The sequence below is a fragment of the Neobacillus kokaensis genome (genome assembly GCF_014656545.1).
Classification (GTDB): Bacteria; Bacillota; Bacilli; order Bacillales; family Cytobacillaceae; genus Neobacillus; species Neobacillus kokaensis.
This window is the reverse complement of sequence record NZ_BNDS01000034.1, coordinates 1-22009: the sequence shown is the minus strand read 5'-3', so window position 1 is coordinate 22009 and position 22009 is coordinate 1. Positions and strand designations below refer to the sequence as shown.

Annotated in this window: 19 protein-coding genes; 11 read left to right on the top strand and 8 right to left on the bottom strand. The window is 40.7% G+C overall.

The genetic code is table 11. From position 1 onward, the window contains the following. Positions 1 to 98: 98 nt before the first annotated feature. Positions 99 to 1628 carry a sodium:solute symporter family protein gene (locus IE222_RS23300; protein ID WP_191276783.1) on the bottom strand — a complete coding sequence of 510 codons (1530 nt, stop codon included), beginning with the start codon at positions 1626 to 1628 and terminating at the stop codon, positions 99 to 101. A gap of 157 nt (positions 1629 to 1785) precedes the next feature. Then, entirely contained in the window at positions 1786 to 2655 is an 870-nt protein-coding gene (locus tag IE222_RS23295) for an N-acetylneuraminate lyase (RefSeq protein WP_191276782.1), read from the bottom strand. Between the two features lie 174 nt (positions 2656 to 2829). Here IE222_RS23295 and IE222_RS23290 point away from each other — a divergent pair, with 174 nt between their 5' ends. From IE222_RS23290 to IE222_RS23275, 4 genes are read left to right on the top strand one after another with little or no spacing between them, the layout of a single operon-like run. Continuing rightward, positions 2830 to 3516 carry a FadR/GntR family transcriptional regulator gene (locus IE222_RS23290; RefSeq protein ID WP_191276781.1) on the top strand — a complete coding sequence of 229 codons (687 nt, stop codon included), beginning with the start codon at positions 2830 to 2832 and terminating at the stop codon, positions 3514 to 3516. After that, entirely contained in the window at positions 3516 to 4187 is a 672-nt protein-coding gene (locus IE222_RS23285; RefSeq protein WP_223282865.1) for a FadR/GntR family transcriptional regulator, read from the top strand. The genes IE222_RS23290 and IE222_RS23285 overlap by 1 nt, the downstream gene beginning before the upstream one ends. A 10-nt stretch (positions 4188 to 4197) precedes the next feature. Further along, on the top strand, positions 4198 to 5082 hold the full coding sequence (locus IE222_RS23280) for an ROK family protein (protein WP_191276780.1): 885 nt from the start codon (positions 4198 to 4200) through the stop codon (positions 5080 to 5082). Continuing rightward, positions 5076 to 5750, top strand: a complete 675-nt coding sequence (locus IE222_RS23275) for an N-acetylmannosamine-6-phosphate 2-epimerase (RefSeq protein ID WP_191276779.1) — start codon at positions 5076 to 5078, stop codon at positions 5748 to 5750. The genes IE222_RS23280 and IE222_RS23275 overlap by 7 nt, the downstream gene beginning before the upstream one ends. Positions 5751 to 5812: 62 nt before the next feature. Here IE222_RS23275 and IE222_RS23270 read toward each other — a convergent pair whose 3' ends face one another. Both IE222_RS23270 and IE222_RS26775 read right to left on the bottom strand, forming a co-directional pair. Further along, positions 5813 to 7411, bottom strand: coding sequence for a beta-N-acetylglucosaminidase domain-containing protein (locus IE222_RS23270; RefSeq protein WP_275671498.1), 1599 nt, complete (start codon positions 7409 to 7411; stop codon positions 5813 to 5815). Continuing rightward, positions 7338 to 8216, bottom strand: a complete 879-nt coding sequence (locus IE222_RS26775) for a beta-N-acetylglucosaminidase domain-containing protein (RefSeq protein ID WP_191276777.1) — start codon at positions 8214 to 8216, stop codon at positions 7338 to 7340. The genes IE222_RS23270 and IE222_RS26775 overlap by 74 nt, the downstream gene beginning before the upstream one ends. Before the next feature lie 190 nt (positions 8217 to 8406). On the opposite strand from IE222_RS26775, the gene IE222_RS23260 reads away from it, so the two are divergent. After that, on the top strand, positions 8407 to 9498 hold the full coding sequence (locus IE222_RS23260) for an AI-2E family transporter (RefSeq protein ID WP_191276797.1): 1092 nt from the start codon (positions 8407 to 8409) through the stop codon (positions 9496 to 9498). Positions 9499 to 9578: 80 nt separating this feature from the next. On the opposite strand, the gene IE222_RS23255 is transcribed toward IE222_RS23260, so the two are convergent. Then, a complete protein-coding gene (locus IE222_RS23255; protein WP_191276776.1) occupies positions 9579 to 10175 on the bottom strand; it encodes a TetR/AcrR family transcriptional regulator in 597 nt (198 codons plus the stop codon). A gap of 275 nt (positions 10176 to 10450) precedes the next feature. Between IE222_RS23255 and IE222_RS23250 the strand changes: the two genes are divergently transcribed. The 3 genes from IE222_RS23250 to IE222_RS23240 all read left to right on the top strand — a co-directional run bounded on the left by IE222_RS23250 (position 10451) and on the right by IE222_RS23240 (position 13247). After that, positions 10451 to 11206, top strand: a complete 756-nt coding sequence (locus tag IE222_RS23250; protein ID WP_191276775.1) for an SDR family NAD(P)-dependent oxidoreductase — start codon at positions 10451 to 10453, stop codon at positions 11204 to 11206. Positions 11207 to 11297: 91 nt separating this feature from the next. Continuing rightward, positions 11298 to 12563, top strand: coding sequence for an MFS transporter (locus tag IE222_RS23245; RefSeq protein WP_191276774.1), 1266 nt, complete (start codon positions 11298 to 11300; stop codon positions 12561 to 12563). A gap of 168 nt (positions 12564 to 12731) precedes the next feature. Next, positions 12732 to 13247 carry a GNAT family N-acetyltransferase gene (locus tag IE222_RS23240; RefSeq protein WP_191276773.1) on the top strand — a complete coding sequence of 172 codons (516 nt, stop codon included), beginning with the start codon at positions 12732 to 12734 and terminating at the stop codon, positions 13245 to 13247. A gap of 437 nt (positions 13248 to 13684) precedes the next feature. Here the strand turns inward: IE222_RS23240 and IE222_RS23235 are convergent, their stop codons facing one another. Together IE222_RS23235 and IE222_RS23230 are read right to left on the bottom strand one after the other, a co-directional pair. Next, positions 13685 to 15304, bottom strand: a complete 1620-nt coding sequence (locus IE222_RS23235) for an MDR family MFS transporter (protein ID WP_191276772.1) — start codon at positions 15302 to 15304, stop codon at positions 13685 to 13687. After that, positions 15301 to 15756: a MarR family winged helix-turn-helix transcriptional regulator gene (locus IE222_RS23230; RefSeq protein WP_191276771.1), complete on the bottom strand. Its 456-nt coding sequence runs from the start codon at positions 15754 to 15756 to the stop codon at positions 15301 to 15303. Before IE222_RS23230 ends, IE222_RS23235 begins: the two co-directional genes overlap by 4 nt. Before the next feature lie 264 nt (positions 15757 to 16020). On the opposite strand from IE222_RS23230, the gene IE222_RS23225 reads away from it, so the two are divergent. Beyond that, complete coding sequence (locus IE222_RS23225; protein ID WP_191276770.1) at positions 16021 to 17919, top strand: FUSC family protein; 1899 nt, start codon at positions 16021 to 16023, stop codon at positions 17917 to 17919. A gap of 77 nt (positions 17920 to 17996) precedes the next feature. Here IE222_RS23225 and IE222_RS23220 read toward each other — a convergent pair whose 3' ends face one another. Next, positions 17997 to 18812, bottom strand: coding sequence for a phytanoyl-CoA dioxygenase family protein (locus IE222_RS23220; RefSeq protein WP_191276769.1), 816 nt, complete (start codon positions 18810 to 18812; stop codon positions 17997 to 17999). Positions 18813 to 18982: 170 nt separating this feature from the next. On the opposite strand from IE222_RS23220, the gene IE222_RS23215 reads away from it, so the two are divergent. Together IE222_RS23215 and IE222_RS23205 are read left to right on the top strand one after the other, a co-directional pair. Then, positions 18983 to 19792: a helix-turn-helix domain-containing protein gene (locus IE222_RS23215; protein ID WP_191276768.1), complete on the top strand. Its 810-nt coding sequence runs from the start codon at positions 18983 to 18985 to the stop codon at positions 19790 to 19792. Positions 19793 to 20315: 523 nt separating this feature from the next. Beyond that, the gene (locus IE222_RS23205) at positions 20316 to 21908 is read left to right on the top strand and encodes a phosphodiester glycosidase family protein (RefSeq protein WP_191276766.1); all 1593 of its coding nucleotides are present in this window, start codon (positions 20316 to 20318) and stop codon (positions 21906 to 21908) included. Positions 21909 to 22009: the final 101 nt, after the last annotated feature.

Sequence of the window (22009 nt, the reverse complement as noted above, 5' to 3'; positions counted from 1 at the left end):
GCAATTAAAGAAGCCCCCGCCATTTTATTTTCAAAACGGCAGGGGCTTTATTACGTTAAGGAAGTTTTCCGCTTCTGCTTTAGAAGTTTTTTTATTTGTTAAACTGCTCTAGTATGATTAGTATCAGCTTTCTGCTTTACATACTGGTCATGGCGTGTAAAGATGGTAAGTCCTGTCGTGTCCTTATTATATTTTGTAAATAATAGACTGACCAGGTATCCAAAGATAAAGGATGAAAAGAATGATACCGTACTAACCGCAAATGGAGTTAGGTCGGTTTGTTTCACAAAGTATGAAGTAATCGCACTTAAGAATAGACCAATAAATACTCCTGGTGTGTTCGCACGTTTGGTGAAAATTCCAAGTGCGAAAATACCAGCAATCGGAACACCGAATAACCCTGTAATCGCGAGGAACAAGTTCCATGTTTCCGCACGGTTTGTGGAAATCAGATAAAGTGCCGCCATCATCCCAAGGATTCCAGCAATAATAACCGTCCATCTAGCAAACCAAACATCCTTTTTATCATCCTTGCCGAAAAAGCGCTGCTTAAAATCAACGGTGACACAAGCAGAAATACTATTTAAGCTGGATGAAATTGTCGATTGACATGCCGCAAAAATGGCTGCAATGATTAACCCAGCCACTCCGGCAGGTAAACTGGAAACAATGAAATATGGTACAAGTGCCGATGTATTAAATCCTTCTGGAAGTGCAGTAACATGGTTATAGTAACTAAAAAGAACTGTGCCCATTCCGAAGAATATAGGAATCGTAACAAGTGCTAGAATACCATTTGTCCATAATGATTTATTCGTTTCTTTAATGGTTTCCGTCGTCTGATAACGCTGAACAACATCCTGACTTGCAGTATATTGATGCAAATTATTAAAGATGGAGCCTAAGAAAATAATCGGAATTGCAGCAGCGGCTCCGCCAAACTCGAAGTTTTTCGCACTAATAATTTTGTCATGGGCTGCGGCATCTTGGATAACGGTTGCAAACCCGCCATCAATGGCATTAATTCCAAGGATTACAAGAAGCACAGCACCGCCTAAAAGAATAATCCCTTGAATTACATCGCTCCAAATAACCCCTTCCATTCCGCCTAAGAAGGTATAGATAATACATAGGCCCCCTACAGCGCTTGCAATGATGATCGGATTAATATCCGACACAAGTGTAATCGCAAGTGTTGGCAGGTAGATGACAATAGCGACACGGCCAATATGGAATAAAGTGAAAAGCAAACTGCCGACAAAACGAAGCGAAACCCCGAAGCGTTCCTCCAAATATTCATACGCTGTTGTGGCATTCAGCTTTCTAAAAAACGGTACATAGAAGTAAATCAATACCGGGATAATCGCAAAAATCGTAAGGTTCCCTGCGGCATAAGACCAATCGGCTAAAAAGGCCTGCTCAGGTGTAGACATGTACGTAATGGCACTAAGCGTTGTCGCATAAATACTAAAGCCCGCTGCCCAAGCCGGAATTTTCCCGCTTGCTTTAAAGAAAGCATCAGTATTTTTACTAGATTTTTTGGTGAAATACACCCCGACGGCTAACATTGCTAGGAGATAAAGAACCAGTACAACCCAGTTCGCTGTACCAAAATTAATTTTTTCCATTCACAGCTTCCCTTCCTGTAAAAAAATGGTGTTCGGCTTTTAAAGACTAAAAAACGCTTACTTTACTCGGAAAATTAAGTTAATTGAGGCCGCCAAAAAGCCTTAAACAACTTTCTGGCAATCCTTCTTCAACTAACTATCGCAAAAATTTCATTTATTATAAATTAAAATCCTTCACAAGCTGCGCTACTGCCGCTTTCTTACTTTCGTCCATCGAAGCCATTGGTTTTTTCACCGTACCAGCCTGATAGCCTTTCACATTTAATACTTCTTTTAATGTCTGATAGAGTCCTAGGTCTAACACTTTCTCAATCAGGTCATTTGTCACATGCTGGACTTCGTAAGCCTCTGTAATTTTTCCTTCTTGGCATAAATCCCAAATTTGGCGTGCACGCTGGCCGTTAATGTTATAGGTGCTTCCAATTGCACCATCCACTCCAGAAATAGCGCCATAAATGAGCATCTCATCAAATCCGGAATAGATTAGCTTATCAGGATATCTTTTTCTTAAGCGCTCTAGCAAATAGAAGTTTCCATCCGTGTATTTGACCCCGATCACCTTTTCATTTTGGAAAAGTTCATCAAATTGAGCCATAGACATGGATACTCCTGTTAAAAATGGAATAGCATAAATGATCATATTATTGCCTGTTGCCTCAATAATAGTTTCATAGTAACTCTTAATTTCCTCAAATGTAAATTTATAGTAAAAAGGCGTTACCGCTGATAAGCTGTCATAGCCAAGCTCTGTTGCATATTGGCCGAGCTCGACCGCTTCGTTTAAATTCACAGATCCAACCTGTGCAATCAATTTAACAGCCCCATTATTTTCTTCACTGACAATACGGAAGATTTGTTTCTTTTGCTCCGTGGAGAGCATAAAGTTTTCACCGGAACTCCCGTTTACATACAATCCGTCTACTTTTTGCACTTCAATATTTTGTCTAACAATTTCACGCAAGCCTTGTTCTATCAATTCTCCATTCTCATTAAATGGTACGAGTAATGCTGAAAATAAGCCTTTCATAATGTGCCTCCTACAATGATTTGATAAAACCAGTTAACAAAGGTATAATATTGTCAGACCAATTTTATTTACTTCTTCATGATAAAAGTCTTACTTAAAAAAGTCAACCACTTTCGTAAGGGTTTCCATTCGGTGATTTTAAATTATAATAGATAGAGAATAAGAGGTGATAAAATGGCTATTCAAAAAACATCATTAGTTGACATTGCCATTGATCGTATAAAAAGCTATATCTATGAACATAATTTGAAACCGAATGATAAGTTTTTTTCCGAAAAAGAGCTCATCAACAAGCTCCAGGTGAGCCGAACGGTGATTCGGGAGGCCCTAATTTCCTTGCAGGCAGTAGGCATTTTACAGGTGAAATCAGGCGGCGGCGTTTATGTTGCAGAGCCAAAGCTCGACCCTATTCACACGATTCTAAAACATCGCTACAGTACCTATGGGGTGAAAATTAAGGAGTTAATGCAAACTCGTGAAATTATTGAGCTGGGTGCCTTAAGGTTAATCATTGAAAATCAAATCGATGTCGATATTGATCATTTGAAAGCGCTCAATGATAGCTACTATGAAACGATTATGAAAAATGAGGACACAAAAAAATATGACCGGCTTTTTCATGAATCACTAATAAAAGCAACCCAAAATACAACCTATTGTACTTTTGCCGAAATGGTCAATGAGTATTTCTCCCTTGTCAAAATTAATGAAAAAGAGGACGGACTGCTCCTTGCATATAAACAGCATGATGAAATGATCGAGGCTATTAGAGAGCGCAGCTTACAACGGGCACAACAGGTGATGAAAAAACATTTTGAACCAATTTTTTATTTGATTCACCAAATGGAGGATAACAAATAGTGGAACCAATTAATGCCATAGAGAGAACATCACTGAAGAAAACGGTCATCCAGGAAATCAAACAATATATTATGGACCATGGATTAAAGGCCGGGGACCAGCTGCCGACAGAACGGAAATTTACGGAGTTGTTCGGGGTCAGCAGATCGGTCATTCGCGAAGCCTTAAGCTTTTTGGAAAATACTGATGTCATACGGATCCGCCAAGGCCAAGGAGCGTTTTTAAAAGAATCCAATATTGAAAATTTACTCGATAACTTTTTCTTTCTATGGCGGATCAATGGTGGCCGGCTTCAGGAAATTCTAGGACTCCGCATCCTGTTTGAATGCAGTGCGATTGAAGAAATCGTCAAACACAATAATCAACAGGAATTGAATGCTTTGCAGCAGATGGTCGAAGAAAGCAAAGCGGCCGCAACCCAAGAGGAATTTCGAAAAGCAGATAGTGATTTTCATAAGCAGCTGCTCAAGGCTACCAATAATGATTTATTCGTTCAATTATCCAATATGATTACGAGTTATTTTTTCCAAGTGCAGCACATTCAAGTGACAAAGGATGATTATCACATTCTCATAAACGAGCACAAAGAAATCGTTGACACCTTACTAGCGGGCGATGCAGAAAAAGCCAAATTACAGCTGACAAAGCATTTGAAAAAGACGAAAATCTAGGAGGATTAGGATGGCTGAATATTTATCAATTGATATCGGCGGAACCTATATAAAATATGCTTTGATCGATGACCGCAAACAATTATATGGACATCACAAGGTGGAGACAAAAGGAAACATAGATGATGCCATCTTGAAGCAGGTCGAAACCATTATTGCCGGGGTCATGGAGCATACCGTGATCAGCGGCATCGGCATTAGTACGGCCGGGATTGTCGATCGAGAAAAAGGTGAAATTATTTATGCCGGGCCGACGATAAAGAATTATATCGGAACTCAATTTAAATCCTATCTTTCTCGTAAATTCGGACTGCCTGTTCACGTTGAAAATGACGTGAATGCCGCGCTCATCGGAGAAGTTTGGCAGGGTGCTGCAAAGGATGAGGATCAGGTTTTTTGCATTACTCTCGGAACTGGAATTGGCGGTGCTTATTATCATCAACAAATTATCGACGGATATTATCATCAAGCACATTCTGTCGGCTATTTACTGTATGACCCGGAAACAAAAACTAATTATGAAATGCGGGCGTCAACCTCTGCCCTCAATCAGCGAATTCACCAAGAGCTCGGGGCTGAGGTATCAACAGCAGATGTTTTTGACCGGGCCAAACAAGGGGACGATACTTGCCTTTCCCTTATTGAGGCGTGGAGTCAAGAGGTCGCAAAAGGTCTAGCCCAAATCATTCTATTAATAGACCCGAAATGTATCTTAATTGGCGGAGGTATTTCCCGTCAGGGCAGCTACTTGCTTGACCATATTCAAAAGCAGCTTCCCGCTTTCCTGCCAGACCATTTTTTAAAAACCAACATTAAAATTGCAGAGTTATACAATGATGCAGCATTGTTTGGTGCTGTTTATCCATTTTTTAAGGAGGAAAAATCATCATGTTAAGTCAAGTAAAAGGCGGATTAATCGTTTCCTGTCAAGCATTACCAAATGAACCGTTACATAGCTCGTTTATTATGTCAAAAATGGCCCTTGCCGCAAAAGAAGGCGGGGCAAAAGGAATCCGCGCCAACTCTAAAGAAGATATTATCGCAATTCAAAAAGAAGTGGACCTGCCTGTGGTCGGCATTGTTAAACGTGACTACGATGACAGCTCCGTCTTCATTACTGCAACCTTTAAAGAAATAGATGAATTAATCGAAGCTGGCTGCGAAATGATTGCGATGGATGCCACGACAAGAAAGAGACCGAAAAATATTTCATTAAAGGAATTAGTGGAATATGTGAGAGAAAAGAGTCCATCGGTAGAGCTAATGGCTGACATCGCCACACTTGAAGATGCCGTTCAAGCGGAAAAGCTTGGTTTTGACTGCATCTCCACTACCTTGCACGGCTATACAGAGGAAACAAATGGGAAGAAATTATATACTAACGATTTTGAATTTCTCAAGACTGTGCTGCAAACCGTCAGCATACCGGTGATCGCGGAAGGCAATGTCATCACACCGGAAATGTACCAAACCTGCATGCAGCTAGGTGCCTATGCTGCCGTGGTCGGCGGTGCCATCACACGACCAATGGAAATCACAAAGCGATTTGTTCAGATGATTTAATAAAAAGGGGTCAGCACCCCGCTGCTTTAACGCCGCGGGGGATTGACCCTGATTCCCCTTCCCTATTGTGGTGATATAACTAAAACGATACCATCTTCGATTTGAATGGTTGTTCCGATGGTAGTGTTGTCTCGCAGCCAGTCAGTTGCATGAATGCTTAAGACATATCCGTTCTCAGGAATGGAGGAATTATTCCCCCCTCTTTTGACAACCCTGCCCTCTACTACTGTTATTTCATAGCCCCAAGGGTTGGTTCTGGTGGTTGCGCCATATTCCGGGGTGTATTGAATTAATTCACCATCACCGCGACCTTTATTCACACTATCTACCTTTTGATACTCGACAACGTTGCGGTCCCTCCACATGCTCTCAATTAAAAACGGCTTAATAACCTCTTTGCCAATTTCCTGCGGCAGCTGATATGCCTGCATCATTAAGTCTTTTAATCTATCTCTATAGGAATCTGCATCAGACTGGCCAGCTTTCTCAGCCATTAAATAGTGGACAGCAGCCTTTCCGGCCTCACCATAGACGCTTAGATTCTGCAGGTAAGGTTCAATGGCAGTTAAAAACTCCTCATTATCAATGTCTTGACGAAGATCCTCTGGAATCTGCTGCAGTTTTGCAAATTCAGCAACTAACGGTTCTGCCGCTTGGTTTGCACCCTTTCCTTTATAGGCTTCCCAGAAGCTATCAATCTTTGGCTGCAGCGTCAATTGTAATGGCGGCACGACTAATGCACTTTTGACTAAAAATGGCTTGATTACACCTTGACCAATTTTTTGCGTAAGCTGCTCCGACTGATTGAACAATAGAAACAGTTTTTCTTTATACTCATTGGCTTTATCCGCTTGGCCTTGTTTCTGTGCCATAAGGTATTGAACAGCTGCTTCCCCGGCTTCACCATATAATGTTAGTTTTTTCATATAAGGCTCGATTTCCTGAAGAAACTTTTCATTGTCCAACTGCTGCTGCAGTTTAGCTGGTGCATGCTGAAGTTTTTTAAATTCCGCGATTAACTTTTCAGCTGCTTGATCGGCATTACCAGATACATAGGCTTTCCAGAACTCATCGATCAATGGCGTTAAGGTAAGTGACTCTGTAGTGTTAATCGGTGAAGAATACATATTTTCAGCTACGGTTTTTAACGTTTCTGCCGCTTCTCCGCCAAAGGATTGGATACTGCGTTCCCATGATTCTTCTGGATTATAAGCAGCTGGGTTCCATGTATAATCCGCAATGGTATAAAGAGGTATTTTTGAAGCCTCTGCTTCATTCATCGGGTTAGCCGTTATTCCCACTACTCCATGCTTAGGTAAATCCGCATCGCGTCCGACGATTGGGCCTAAAAACAGGCTGTTCCGATCAAAGTCGTTAACCGGAAAATTGTCCCATAATAACATATCATGTTTAAATACTCCCAGAACCTCTTCTGCCTCTTCAGACGTTATCTGTTCCGACACCACCTTCTCACCCGTCCACATGACAACCGTATCCTTGTCGAGCAATGCTGCAAACCGGTCACGATAGGGGCTTGGGCCATTTCCGGTATAATCCGTTGGAACGGTAATTAACCGCTCAGCGCCTTTATGCGTTTGAATAAATTCCTTCGTATAACGATTCAATAAATAAGGCAGCAACCGGATTCGGATCGTTACCAAATTTGTCTTGATCCCGTTGGCAGTATAAGCTTTTATCAATATCGTCTAGAAAAATAGCATAAGAGCGAACACCCAAGTCCCACACCTTTTCCATTTTTTCCATTAGTAAAGAAAAGTCTTTATCTCCTGAGTAGCAAATAGATTGGCCTGGAGACAGAGAGAACGTGAATTTCACATGATTCTCATTTGCCTTATCGATGAGCTCCTTTATTCTCGCTAATTCTTCCTCAGGGTACGGCTCACGCCATTTTTCACGGTGATAAGGATCGTCCTTCGGTGCGTAAATATATGTATTCAATTTATTTTCACCGTAAAATTCTAACTGACGGAGCCTGTCTTGATGTGTCCATGGCGGGCCATAAAATCCTTCGATTGAACCGCGGATGGACATTTCCGGGCAGTCACGTATTTCCACCTGCGGAAACCAATCCCTGCCTTTTTGTTGTTGGATCAATTGTTTAAACGTTTTTGCTGCATAATAGGTTCCTGTCTGATCCTTACCAGCCAGGATAATTTGATTTTTTCCTTTGCTGCTTGATGCCAGGACATAGCCTTCATCCTTCAATGCTTCCGGCCCTTCAATACCCATTTGCCGCAACACTTCTACGGAAGCTTGATTTTCAGCAGGGCCGCCGATCCAAATCGTAACAGGTGCAGTGACCTCTTTACTGTCCGTATAGCGGATAATTTCCTTTACTCCAGCTGTTTCCAAGGCACCTACTACCTCTTTAATCGCGTATGCATCGGTATCACTTCCTGTAACGATTCCCACTTTCGTTGTGAGAGGAAAACCTTTTTCAGTCATATTGACCTCCTGTGGTGTTTGGTTATTCGAACTACTTTATTTATGTTATTTGTTTTTTTCCATTTTTTCAAAAGATTTACTTACACTTTTTTCTTTGGTAGATTTGTTTCTGGTACTCTATACATAGCACCAGCCGCTCGTAAATGGTAATATTATTTAAAATATGATACATAGAAAGCAGGTTGATAAAGTGTCGTTTATAGAAAAAAGATGGTTTAAATGGATGATTGCGATCCTGTTACTATTACTAATTATCCTTTTGTTAAATAAAAATCAATATATCCTAACTCCAATTGTAGTTTTGCTTAAAACCATCTTTTTGCCTTTCGTTGTAGCGGGGATTTTGTTTTATCTTTGCCGGCCGCTGGTTGAATGGCTAATAAAAAAGAAAGTACCTAAATGGGCCGCCATTTTGTCCGCCTATGCTGCCATCTGTTTGTTTTTCTTTGGAGTAATCAGATTAGCAGGTCCGGTCATAACTGATCAACTAGAGCGATTTATGGAAAATTTGCCCGCGATGTTTTCTGCCGTGCACGATTTCCTTACCTATATGAAAGAAAATCAGAATATGCTTCCGAACTTTGTTAAGGAAGGTTTGGTAACAGCCAGTCAAGAATTACAATCTAGATTGGAATCAAGCGGAGGAAAAATTGCCAGCGGGATTCTCGGGGTGTTCGGGTTTATCGGAGGCTTTATTAATACGATCTTCTATCTTGTGCTTGTCCCTTTTATTTTATTTTACATGTTAAAGGACAGTCATCGGTTTGCCCCGAGTGTGGCTATGTTTTTCCCACGGTCTAAAAAAGAACATGTTCTCAACATCTTAAAAGAAATGGACAAAACGATTTCTACTTATATTCAAGGGCAAATGCTTGTTAGTGTGATTGTCGGAGTTCTCTTGTATATCGGCTACTTATTAATAGGTCTAAATTATTCGCTTGTTTTAGCCATGTTTGGCATGTTTACAAACGTGATTCCATTTTTAGGGCCGTATATTGCCGTTGTCCCAGCGTTCCTTGTTGCCTTATTTCAAGAACCAATCATGGCGCTTTATGTAGCCATCATCATGCTGGTTGCACAGCAAATTGAAGGAAATATTATCTCGCCAAACATTATGGGGAAATCGTTAAATATTCATCCATTAACGATTATTGTGTTGATTTTAACAGCAGGAAATCTAACGGGGATTATCGGCATCATCTTCGTCATTCCAGCGTATGCGATTGGAAAAGTGCTGGTCGTAAATATTGTAAAAATTTATCGGACAGAGCCTGAAAAGTAAAAACATGAGGAGGCTTCTTTGCCTCCTCTATCTCAACAAGCGTTAAGGGTACAACTGGAAAAGCATTTGTCTAACACTCCCTAATCATTACAAAACTGACGCATGACTGTTTCAGTTGAAACCTTAATCGGATGGATTCCTCTTGCATTCCACAGTGTTAGCCCTTGAGAGTAGGATAGGTAATAAATCGCCAGTTCCATCGGATCCCCTTTGATAAAAAGTCCCTCCTTCTGCCCCTTTTCAAAAATTCTAGCGATTCCCTCCATGGATGTCTTATACTTCTGAATGAACTCTTGCTTCTCTTCCTCTGATAAGAATTCGGATTTAAGTGCTTCAATCACAAGCAGATGTCGATCGATGGCTTGCTCTAATGATCCTGAAAAAGTAATATCTGTAAGCCATTCCAGCTGGTCCCTGGGTGTGCCCTTTCGATTTTCCGCTTCCTTTACAGTTTCAATAAATAAATTAAGGATATTGAGAATGAGAGAAACATACATATGCTTCTTCGATTCAAAGTAATGATAAAATAGTCCATGACTTATATTGGCTGTTGAGGTAATTTCATTAATTTTAGTGGCTGCATATCCTTTCCTGGCAAAAACCTTCAAGGCAGCGTTGCTTATCTCCTCATAACGTTGATCTCGTATCATTTTAAATTGTTCTTCACTTTTCGCCATTTTTTCATTCCTCACTTATCTATCCTAAGTACATTGAACCGCACCGCACTAAGGAGTTGGTGCTTATTAAAATCATAGCCTCTATTATAGCATTTTTTATCTAGCTTTATGAGCCGTTGGAATTCCCTCCTTATAGGAAAAACTTGAAAAGAATACTGGATTATATTGGGTATCTCATCTGCTATGTTTTTGATTGACTTATCAGTCAACGTTGTATATTATGGGAATGCTATTATGAATAACACTATAACAATGTTACAAAGGGGATGTTGTAGATGAGTAGACTACAAGGGAAGACCGCGATTATTACGGGCGGAGCAGGCGGTATTGGAAAGGGTATTGCAACCGCTTTCGTAAAAGAAGGAGCAACCGTTGCGATTATTGATTTAAATGAAGAGGCCGGAAAACAAACGATTCAGGAGCTGCAAGCCTATCAGCCAGAATCTATCTTTATTCAAGCGAATCTAGCTGAGCATGACAAACTAGCTGATCTTGTCAAACAAGTGGTAGACCGATTTGGAAAATTGGACATCTTGGTCAATAATGCCCACGCATCCAGAATGAGCTCTATTGCAGAAACCACTCAAAAAGAATTCGATTTATCGTTTAACACCGGATTCTATCCGACGTTCTACTTTATGCAAGCTGCACTGCCATTCTTAAAAGAAACACAAGGAACCATCATTAACTTCGCATCAGGTGCCGGCATTAATGGTGACGTGAATCAAGTTTCTTATGTAGCAGCAAAAGAAGCGATCCGCGGAATTACTCGTGTTGCAGCCAATGAATTTGGTCCTTTTGGAATCAACGTAAACATTATTGCGCCAATTGCTAAATCACCTGGCATGCTGGAGTGGGCAGAGGCAAATCCGGAATATTACCAAGCAATGCTGGCTAAAATTCCGTTACGTAGACTTGGCGAAATTGAAAGTGATATCGGCCGAACTGCTGTATTCTTAGCGAGCGAAGATGCTTCTTATATAACAGGACAAACAATCATGGTAGATGGCGGTTCCGTTAAATTACGTTAATGTCCGGCTGACTGGGGAAAACACGACTTTTGCGGCCGTGCCTTTCCCCTTTTTATGACTAAATCAAGAAAGAACAAAGGGGAATTTTTTTATGAAGCAAGGAAAAAAGGGGAAAATACATTTTGCTTGGTGGGTATTACTAGGCTTATCCATCATGATTGGTCTTGCCAGAGGCGGAATTAATAACGCTGGAGGTATGTTTTTAACACCTGTTTCAAAGGATCTTGGAATTGGCATGGGAAGCTTAACACTGTATTTTAGTATCTCATCCATTGCAACCATGATCTTTTTGCCTATAGCGGGAAAAATGATGGCCAAATATGATATTAGGGCGCTTTTAATTGGCGCGATTATTTTACAAGCTGGTTCGTTCGCTATGTTCGGATTGATGAATTCCGTCTGGGGCTGGTATATTTTTTCAATCCCGATGGCCATTGGTTCTATCTTTGTTGCGCAGATGGCTGGCCCGGTTATTATTAACCGCTGGTTTAAAAAGCACAATGGTTTAGCTTTAGGGATTATGATGGCGGCAGTAGGAGCATTTGGAGCCGTCATTCAGCCGATTGTTGGAGATTTAATCCCGACGCAGGGCTGGAGAAATACCTATATTATCTTAGGGGTTGCCGTGATTGTAATTGTTATTCCGATTGTATTATTAACCATTCGATTGAAGCCTGAGCATAAGGGCTTACTTCCATATGGTATGGAGCAGGGACAAAACGCAGAAGCCCAAACTGCTGCTGCCAATAAAGGCGTGACCTTCGCTGCTGCAAAAAAATCTTTGGCATTTTATTCTTTACTATTATTCTTTTTCTTTATGACAGCAATCGGAAGCTTTGCACAGCATATCGCTCCATATGCAATGGGAATCGGGTATGATATTCAATTTGCCGGCAAAGTAATGGGCGCGTTTATGATTGGAATGCTTGTTGGTGCATTGGCATTCGGCGCATTAACCGATAAAATCGGGGCGAAAAATACCGCTATTTTTTCCATGGTCAGCGGTTTAGTTTCGGTGCTCCTATTAATCACTTCCCCAGGAAATCCCGTCGTCTTCAGTTTGGCTATTGGTATTTTCGGGTTTGTCACCTCTTCGATTGGAACATTAGGACCTTTGCTGACTTCGGCTGTGTTTGGAACGAAGGAATATAGCCAAATTTTTGCCACGGTTGCCATCGGCCTAGCATTAGCAGGAATTGTAGCCCTGCCTGGATACGGATTTGTATATGACTTAACAGGAAGCTACACACTTGTTTTATACACCATTATCATCATGCTCATCATCAATATCGTGCTTGTCATTCTAGCCTTCAAAGGGAAAAAGAAGCTGGAAACTGCCGGATTGTGGAGTGAATAAATAAATCAACAATACCCGATTTGCCAAACATCGCATATCGGGTATTTTTATTTACTAGGGTGATATTCAAGTGAAGGCCAGAATTATATCATTCTTTTGAAAAACCAAATGGTAACAGGCTTCAAGATGATACAATAATGATATCTTACAGAATAGGAGATAGGTTAAGTGGAAAATCAAGTTCTGATTAGAATTGTCGTGGACAGTGATATACCCGAACTAGAAAAACATATGACCAACGGGCCGTTAGACAAGCATAGAGATCGTTACAAAAAGCAATTGCAAGGAGACGTTACCTATATTGCTGCCTATTGGAATGAAAAACCTGTTGGTCATGTATTACTAAAATGGAATGGAACGAAAGATGAAGCGGTAACGGCGCATATCAATCATTGTCCTGACATAGAAGACTTACTTGTAACCGACGAATACAGAAATAAGGGGATCGGCCAGCAATTATTATACTACTGTGCAAAATTGACCAAACAAAGAGGCTTTGAAAGGATCGGCCTCGGAGTGGGAATAGAAAATGAATCAGCTAAAAGGCTTTACCAAAGACTTGGATTTCAAGACTCTGGCATTGGGGAATACCAGATTGGTGGTACCTTTATCGACGAAAAGGGAATTGAGCATTCCTGGAAGGAAACTTGTATATACCTTATACATAAGTTAAAAGATTTATAAGTTCAAAACGAGTGCCCCCTAACGAAATATATTTTTCAGAAGTTAGTTTTCTTGATACATAAGCCTTTTAATAACTTCATGTTTATGAAAGACAGTTTGAAGATTTCTTAGATGGATTTTGGCCTTCATTGCCCTTATGAAGACCAGTTTCATAATTTCTTAGTTGGTTTTTGGTCTTCATTGGCTTTATGAAGGACAGTTTCATAATTTCTTAGTTGGATTTTGGCCTTCATTGCCCTTATGAAGGACAGTTTCATAATTTCTTAGTTGATTTTGGTCTTCATTGGTCTTATGAAGACCAGTTTCATCATTTCTTAGATGGATTTTGTCCTCATTGGCTAAAATTCTTTAAGACGCGATTTTCTAACTAGGCGAACAGGCATAACTATATAAAAAAGAGAAGTGCTGTTAACCACTTCTCTTTGAGCCGCTCGGTGTCAGGCACCTGAAGGCTTTTCTGATTTCTGAAGCTGATGATGGTGATCCTTTTCCGAAACTAATGGAACGGCTCTTAAGAATAAAGCAATGACCACTGCAGCCAGCATAATGATGGCACTGGCAAAAAATGTCGAGGTGAGTGCATCACTGAAAACTTCCCTCACACTAGCAATCATCTTTTCGGCATATGGCAGCAACTCTGCCGGCAGCTGCTTTTGAATTTGCTCCAATTTCGGCTGATCCAATAATACTTGTGGATTCATCAGCTCTCCGAATTGTTTTGCTTGTTCAGGGGGAAGCTGTGATTGCCCGGCCGATTGACCAGCATACATTTCTGTCAGCCTGGATGTCATTCGCGAGCTCATGATGGTGCCAAGAATTCCAATGCCAATCGTACTTCCTAAGGAACGAAACAATTGCGAAGAGGCCGAGGCAACACCTAATTGTTTTAATGGGACAGCATTTTGCACCGTTAATGAAAAAACAGGCATACTCGCTCCAAGTCCTATTCCAACAATACATAAGTACATAATCAATAGATAAATAGGTGTATCAATGGTAATGAAATGCAACAAGTATATGCCAATGGCTGTGGTAAGTAACCCAGCAATGGCCAGCCCTTTATATTTCCCGGTCTTTGTCATCAATTGCCCGGCGAAAGCAGTAGCTAACACCATCACAATGGACATAGGCATCATAATATACCCTGAACCACTTGGTGAAATACCTTTTACCCCTTGAATAAAAAATGGAGCATAGATCATCACACCCATCATTCCTGCACCAAGTAAAAACCCTGCCATATTCGACATCGTCACGATATCATTTTTAAATAAAGACAGCGGAAGCACTGGGGATTTCACTTTTGATTCCGTTACAATGAAGGCGGCAAGTCCAATAATGGTTAAACCAAATAAGCCAAGGATTTCCCATGAAGTCCAAGCATATTTGCCAGGCCCCTCACCTGCTAAGCTAAAAGCAAGCAGCAAAGCAACAATGGTAACGGTCAGGAAGAAGGAACCAAGATAATCAATCGTTTCTCCCTCTCTGCGTGGAACCTTCGGAAATAACACTGCAATCATAATGAAGGCGATAATTCCGAGGGGAAGGAAGATCCAGAATACCCAATGCCAGTCAAGATGATCCACCACATACCCACCTACTAAAGGTCCAAGCACACTTGAAATGCCGAAGATGCCGCTCATCAATCCTGTCCAGCGTGCCCGTTCCCTTGGCAGATACAAATCACCAATAGCGGTAAAGGCTGTTGACATAATAACACCCGCACCGAATCCAGTAATACTGCGGTAAGCAATTAATTGAAAAATATCGGTGGACAATCCCGACAAGAATGCACCAATCGTGAATAAACCGATACCTGCTAAAATGAACGGCTTTCTCCCGTATATATCAGAAAGTTTTCCAACTAAAATGGTAGCAACAGTTGTCGTCAGCAAATAAATCGTGATGGCCCAAGTGTAATAATCCATACCGCCGAGCTTTGCAATGATCCGCGGCATCGCCACCCCTATAATCGTTTGGTTGATCGCTGAGAAGAACATAGCGACCATTATCGCGATCATAATCGTGATTTTTTTCTTCTCTGTCAAATGAATCATGTATCGTACTCCTTTCGCAAATCGTTAATATTTTGAATGGCCTGCTCAAAAGTTTCCATGAAAAACTCCAAATCCCTGTCGGATAAATGACTAAATACCTTTTTCATGGCCATTCGGCCTTCTTCTTGCAGTTCGGTTATGGCCTCCCTGCCTTTGTTGGTCATTTCTAAATACACAACACGCCGATCTTGCTCGTCACGGATACGTGCTATATATCCATTTTCAATTAGTTTATCAGATGCTGTTGTCACAGCTCCTGGAGTTAAGTGAAGCAACTCGGCTGCCTCAGACATTCTCTTCGGACCATTTCGTTCGAGCAAAAATAAGATATGGGATTGCGAACCGGGAAACTGACGATTAAAAATGTCCTTCCAGATATAATTCATATCTCTTGATAAATTCCAATAAAGCTTGACGAATTGCCGAAAAACCTCTTGATTAGTTGATGACACTGATGTCACTCCCTCCAAAAATACTTTAATCATAAAATAGTTTAACGGTTAAAGTAATTATGATTTTAAACCCTTTAGGTAATTCTTGTCAAACAATTTTTCTGTAGATATATGGAAACGAGTGAGGAGCTGACCCCAAACATATAATAAGTGAGGATAGGAAATACAGGGGAAATACGGTATTATTTCCATTTTTATTATTTTACTATTAAATATTTTAATGTTAAAATACTTTTCACACACATATAGGAGTGAATGTACCTGGTGAATAAAAAAACCATTATTTCAAATACAATATTATTTGTAGTAATTGTTGCGTTTGTTATGCTATTTAGCACTGTTTTCGGAAAAGAAAATACCCTGATTGGGGTAACCACTATAACAGCCATGCTTATGTTATTAGAACGAGACCTGACGAATAATCCCATTAGCAATACGATGAAGCTGATCCTGTTAAATCTTGCGATTGGAATCGCTGCGTTTCTTGCGGATATGAATATGTGGCTGGCTATTCCGGTCAATTTTACGATGATGATCGTGATTAGCTATTCTCTTATCTTCAATTTAAGAAACCCGCTGTACTTACCGTTTTCACTGCAATATTTATTTTTATTAGCCAGCCCTGTGGGACTATCGGACATGCCGCTCAGGCTGCTCTCACTGATCGCTGGAGCAGTCGGCATCATGGCTTTACAAATGGTTGTTAACAAAAACAAAATGGCCAAAAACAGCCATTCGAAAATCCGTGCAATCTGTACTTCCCTCGTGGCAAAGATAGAAAAGATTAAAAACGGCGAAGGCCATGAGGATCTGGACAAACAAATTGCCGCCGATATTAGTACTATCAGAAGCATGATTTATGATAAACGGGAAGAAGATTTCTATTTAACGGAAGAAGGACAAAACAATTTAAATCTTTCTGCTTCCCTTGAAAGAATCAATCAATTATTGAATAAAGTAACGAAAGATGAAACAGAGCATGAACTGCTTAATGACACAATTGATTTCTTACAGGCAGCAGCGGACAGCCTGGATAACAAAAAGGATGTAGCACTAACGGAGATTAATGATTCTTTTGGACGTATTTTTCGTAAGTATAAACAGGATGACTCCCATTCTTTGATTGTATTACGTATGTTAAATAACATGGACTTTCTACGGGATTCGTTAGTTTCTTTAAAATCTCTTGAAAAAGAGCATGTTAACATCGCCAAAAAAATGGAGCAAATCCCAACGAAATTTCAAAACCTATCATTATTTCAACTACCCCGCCATACGAGATCCATTAAGGTATCTTATGCCGTCCGTATGGCTCTAGGAATTACCATTGGGAGCTTTCTCGTTGATTACTTCCACTTACAGGATGGCCGTTGGATGCTGTTTACGATTCTTTCTGTCATTCAGCCAGTATATGAATTGTCGAATAGAAAAATGCGTGATCGGATCTTCGCTACTTTGATGGGCGCCATCATCGTCACCATTTTGTTCACCATCTTCCAAGGCCACACAGCCCGGTCAATCCTAATTTTAATCGCTGGTTACTTGATGAGTTATATAAAAGAGTATCGTTACAGTACGATTCTTGTTACGTTTTCCGCGATTGGGGCAGCCGCGCTTATTACCGACGCTACAGAGATCTTAACCATAAACCGCATTATCATGGTTATCAGCGGGGTTGTTCTCGCCTTGATTATCAATAAATGGATCTTCCCGTATAAAATGGAGGATTCAATTCGGGACTTAGAGGACATGAATCGAGATACGATTAGAGAAATGCTGCAGGCGGTGCATCAGAAACTACATGGCACAGATGGCGGTCATGAAATCAAAAATTTGTTGATCATTACAACCATGATTGAAAACAGAATGAAGTTAAATAAGCAGGTTTCTGAGAAGGAAGACGACAACATCTATCTAGCCCCCTCTGCCATCTATGAACTCTATTGCTGGATTGAAAAGTATGGAGTGAGTAAAGAAGCACAGCTCTTTTTTTCCTCTATCCTTCAGGATTTAAGGAATCACTTAACGAAGGGGCAATCGTTGCAAGAAACCGTAGACAGTTTAAAGCGGGAATTGAAAATAAACCCCGATATCGAAGAGCGCTTAATAATCAGCTTGCTGTTTGAGATTACTTTACAATTATCCCCTGCAGCGGATGAATAAAAAAGGAAGATGCCCGATTTGCCTAAGCCGCAAATCGGGTATTTTTTTCAATATGTGCCCCTCAAACAAACGCACGATTAATGTGGATATAGCTCATCAAATTCCACACCGCACGGTCCTGAATCCTTACTTCCTTCAATGAAGATTTTGCTGCCGTCAGCGTGGTACAACGGGTTGTAAAATTGACCAATCTTAGTAGTCGATTCTCCTGCATAATGGCAAATAAAAGCTCTTCGGAACCGGTCTTTTGATTTATTTCGGTAGGAGCCATGAATTAAGTTCCCATTAAAGAAGAGAACATCACCTTTATCCAGGATGGCTGGAACGGCCTTCATACCTTTTGGCACTTTCACAAAATGTCGAGTAAACGATTCTTTTGCATCTGCTAATTCGGGACAATAAAGTTCATCCATGTGAGTCTTTGGAACAACCAGCATTCCACCGTTTTCTTCATCAGCTGGGTCTACCGCAGTCCATGCTGCAATGCAGTTTCCCGGCTCTACCTGTAAATAGAAATTATCTTGATGCAATGCCTGCCCGCGTGCTCCAGGCGGTTTAAAGTAAAACATACTTTGTGCAGCCAGCGCATGTTCTTCTAACAAATCATGAAGCACATCCATCACCTTCGGATCAAGCATGTATTTCCGCGCAATCTCATTGATCCGGTGCGGATGCATCATTCTAGGATATCGTTTCAGAGGGTCGGTATGCTCAGACTCTGGATCCATTTCTGGTTCAAAACAACCGGGAATCGGTCCTTCGCTCATTTCCATAAACGTATGACACAATTCTGTTATCTCTTTCTCAGAAAATAACCCTTTCGCAATAAAATACCCTTCCTTTTCAAATTGCGCCTTCTGTTCTGCAGTGAGTGCTTTAAGTCCAAATTCCACTGTAACTCCCCCATTTCCACCTTGTAAAAGGTATAATACTTTCTAGTTATCATTGTATCCAGAGGCAATATCGCATTGAAGTAACATTTCAGCTAAAAACTCATACAATTCTGCTATCTGACAAAGAAGCTATGCTAAAATGTCCATAATTGCTTCATAAGGGAGGAAACATGATGAAAGATACGCATTCACCATACCCAAGGCTCGGGGTCAGTGTTGCTGGACACTTCCATATGAATGACTCGTATGTTACGAAGCGCCCGCAAGGAATGAGCGATTGGCTGATTACCTTTACACTCGGAGGGGAAGGATATTTTCTCATTAATAAGGAGGAGAAAAGGTGCAGTGCAGGTGATATCGTGTTGTTAAGAGCGGGAACGCCTCATCAATATGGGACATGCCAAGGAAAAGAATGGAATTTTTTATGGGCCCATTTTACACAGGATCTTTTTGAAATCAATTATCTTCCAGATGGAGCGCTTCTTACACATACGGTGGAGAACGATTTTGTCCGTAAGCGAACCCAGCAAGCCTTTGAAAAACTTATACAGGATTACCGGGAAAAAAATCGCTATTGGAATGAATTATGTCAAAACTCCTTGAGCGAAATTCTCCTTCTTTACGCTCAAAGACAACATCAGTCACTTGATCCGCGGATGGAGGAAGTGCTGCATTTACTTTCAAAAAATATGAAGGACTCTATTCGAATTGATGATGTAGCAAAATCAGTGGGCCTATCTTCATCCAGACTGTCTCATTTATTTAAAGAAAACATGGGGCAATCAATACTGGAAACATTAAATCAAATGCGATTAAATCAAGCCATCCTGCTATTAGAGCATACAGACCGAACCGCAACAGAGGTGGCAATTGATGTGGGCTTCCAGAATTATAACCACTTCGCAAACCAATTTCGAAGACGATATGGCATGCCGCCGCGGGAATACCGCAGAAAAACCTTGGGTCCAGACCCACAATAATGAGGAAACACGAGGACGGTTCTTCTGCTGCATGCAGGATAAGAGAACCGTCCCTATACTTTTGAGGATGGAAGGTGACCTTTTTAGAATCCTTTCGGCAAAAAACTCAGTTTCCTCACCCAAACAAACATTAAATTGAATACTGCCTAAACAGCTTTATTTCAAGCTTATCAATAAATATTTTGTCGTAATTGTTAAAGCTGTTACGAATAATTGCGCATTATTCCCCAAGAAATGATGCAATTCGAGCAAAAAGATTGAATTCTCCTTTTTTCCTTCTTTTCTACCATCCATTAAACGTTTGTTTGAATTCATTTCTAATGTTGTCATGAAAACATTTTTTCAATTTTCCCAATAAAAAATTGTCGATTGCAAATCATATAATTACATGACCTTTCAAACAATAATATTCCAAATTTCAACTTCGATTGGCCACCTCCATTAATTTACATTTTCTTTACCAAACAACCATTTAAACTAAATATTCCCTTGATAGAATAAAAAAAACGGAAAGGAGAATCAAATGAAAACAAATTTAGTAAAAAAAATATTGCTTGTTCCTCTTACGGTAGCTGCTGTTTTTTCACCTATGTCAACCTCACTGCAATCAAAAGAACCTACTACTTATGCTAAGACTCAAGAAATTAATAAGACGAGGGAACTCCCGCTTGGAGACCTTGGTCTAACGGAACAGCGGAGCACACAGGAAATAGCTCAAGGTGTGACTCATACCTCTATCACAAGAGGAGAAAAAAGCTCGAAAAGCTACTTTACCGTGGATGTAGCTTTTCTATCTCAACGCTCCGAAGCTCAAACGATAGCTGACAAGCTTGCATCAAAAGGCTTCGAACCAAAGATCCTCACCATTAAGAATAGTCCTCATAATGATATTGTAAAAGACGTACTCGGTTACTTGGTCCGTGTAGGCAGCTTTCAGACACAATCAGAAGCTGACACTCTAAGAAAACAATTAGGGGCTGCCAGCTTTTCCGGATTGAGAACAACCTATTCAGGCTATGATGATCCCAGCACTACCGGCCCCTGGTCTATTCAAGTACTGGAGATAGACCGAAATCAGTTTAAGGGGACCATTTCAACCACCCTGGCCATGGATAAAATTAGCGGAAAAGAGACTGTATCAAGTATAGCCAAGCGGACTAATGCCTTAGCTGCTATCAACGGAGGATATTTTGTAGTGGGAGAAAAAGATGGAACTCCCGGGGATCTTGCTGGTATTTCTGTACTAAATGGACAGCTCATAAGCGAGGCCATCAACAACCGTTCAAGCCTTATTCTATCGGGTTCCAAAGAAAAGGCTCAAATCCAAGCATTATCTACATATTTAAGTGTCCATTCATCTGATGGTGCAACCCGTGAATTAGATGGATTAAACCGGACAAACGGTCTCATCCGGAACTGCGGCGGGGTCGGCGGCGATGTTGTTTCTGAACTGCCTATGCATGATGTAACCTGTTCAGACTCCAGTGAATTAATCCAGTTTCAATCGATATATGGATCGGAAACACCAAAGGGAAACGGACTTGAAGTCATGCTGGATGATACGGGTAAAGTGACAGCAGTCCGAAAGCAGCGCGGCGGAAAGATCCCAGAGGACGGAGCGGTTATCGCTGGAACAGGGGAAGCTGCCGAATGGTTAAAGGAACATGCTAAACAAGGAATGACATTAACCGTTAAAACCGAACTATTAAGTGAAGAAGGCAAAGTATCACTGAATGAACGTACAACGATTTTCAATGGCGGGCCGCGCTTAGTAGAAAATCATCAGATTACCGTAACAGCAGAAAAGGATGGATTTTTCTATGATGAAGAATTTTTCTATCGCTTTGGCATCTACAGACACCCTCGAACACTAGTGGGAATAAAACCAAATGGAAATTTATTATTTGTTACGGTGGATGGAAGAAGTCCTGAAAAAAGTATTGGAATCAATTTTGAAGAAAGTGCAAAACTGATGAAAGCTTTAGGGGCTAAGGATGCGATCAATCTAGATGGCGGCGGCTCAACAACAATGGCTATTCATGGACAGTTGATATCCACTCCTTCCGATGCAGCCGGCGAACGCCCAATTGCGGATGCGATTACGATTTTGCCTTAAACTTTTATCGATAATAAATAATAATTGGTAATTACACTCTCTAAACAAGATAAATAAAAGCAGCTACATCATTAAAATGGTGATCTGACCCAATAAAGTTA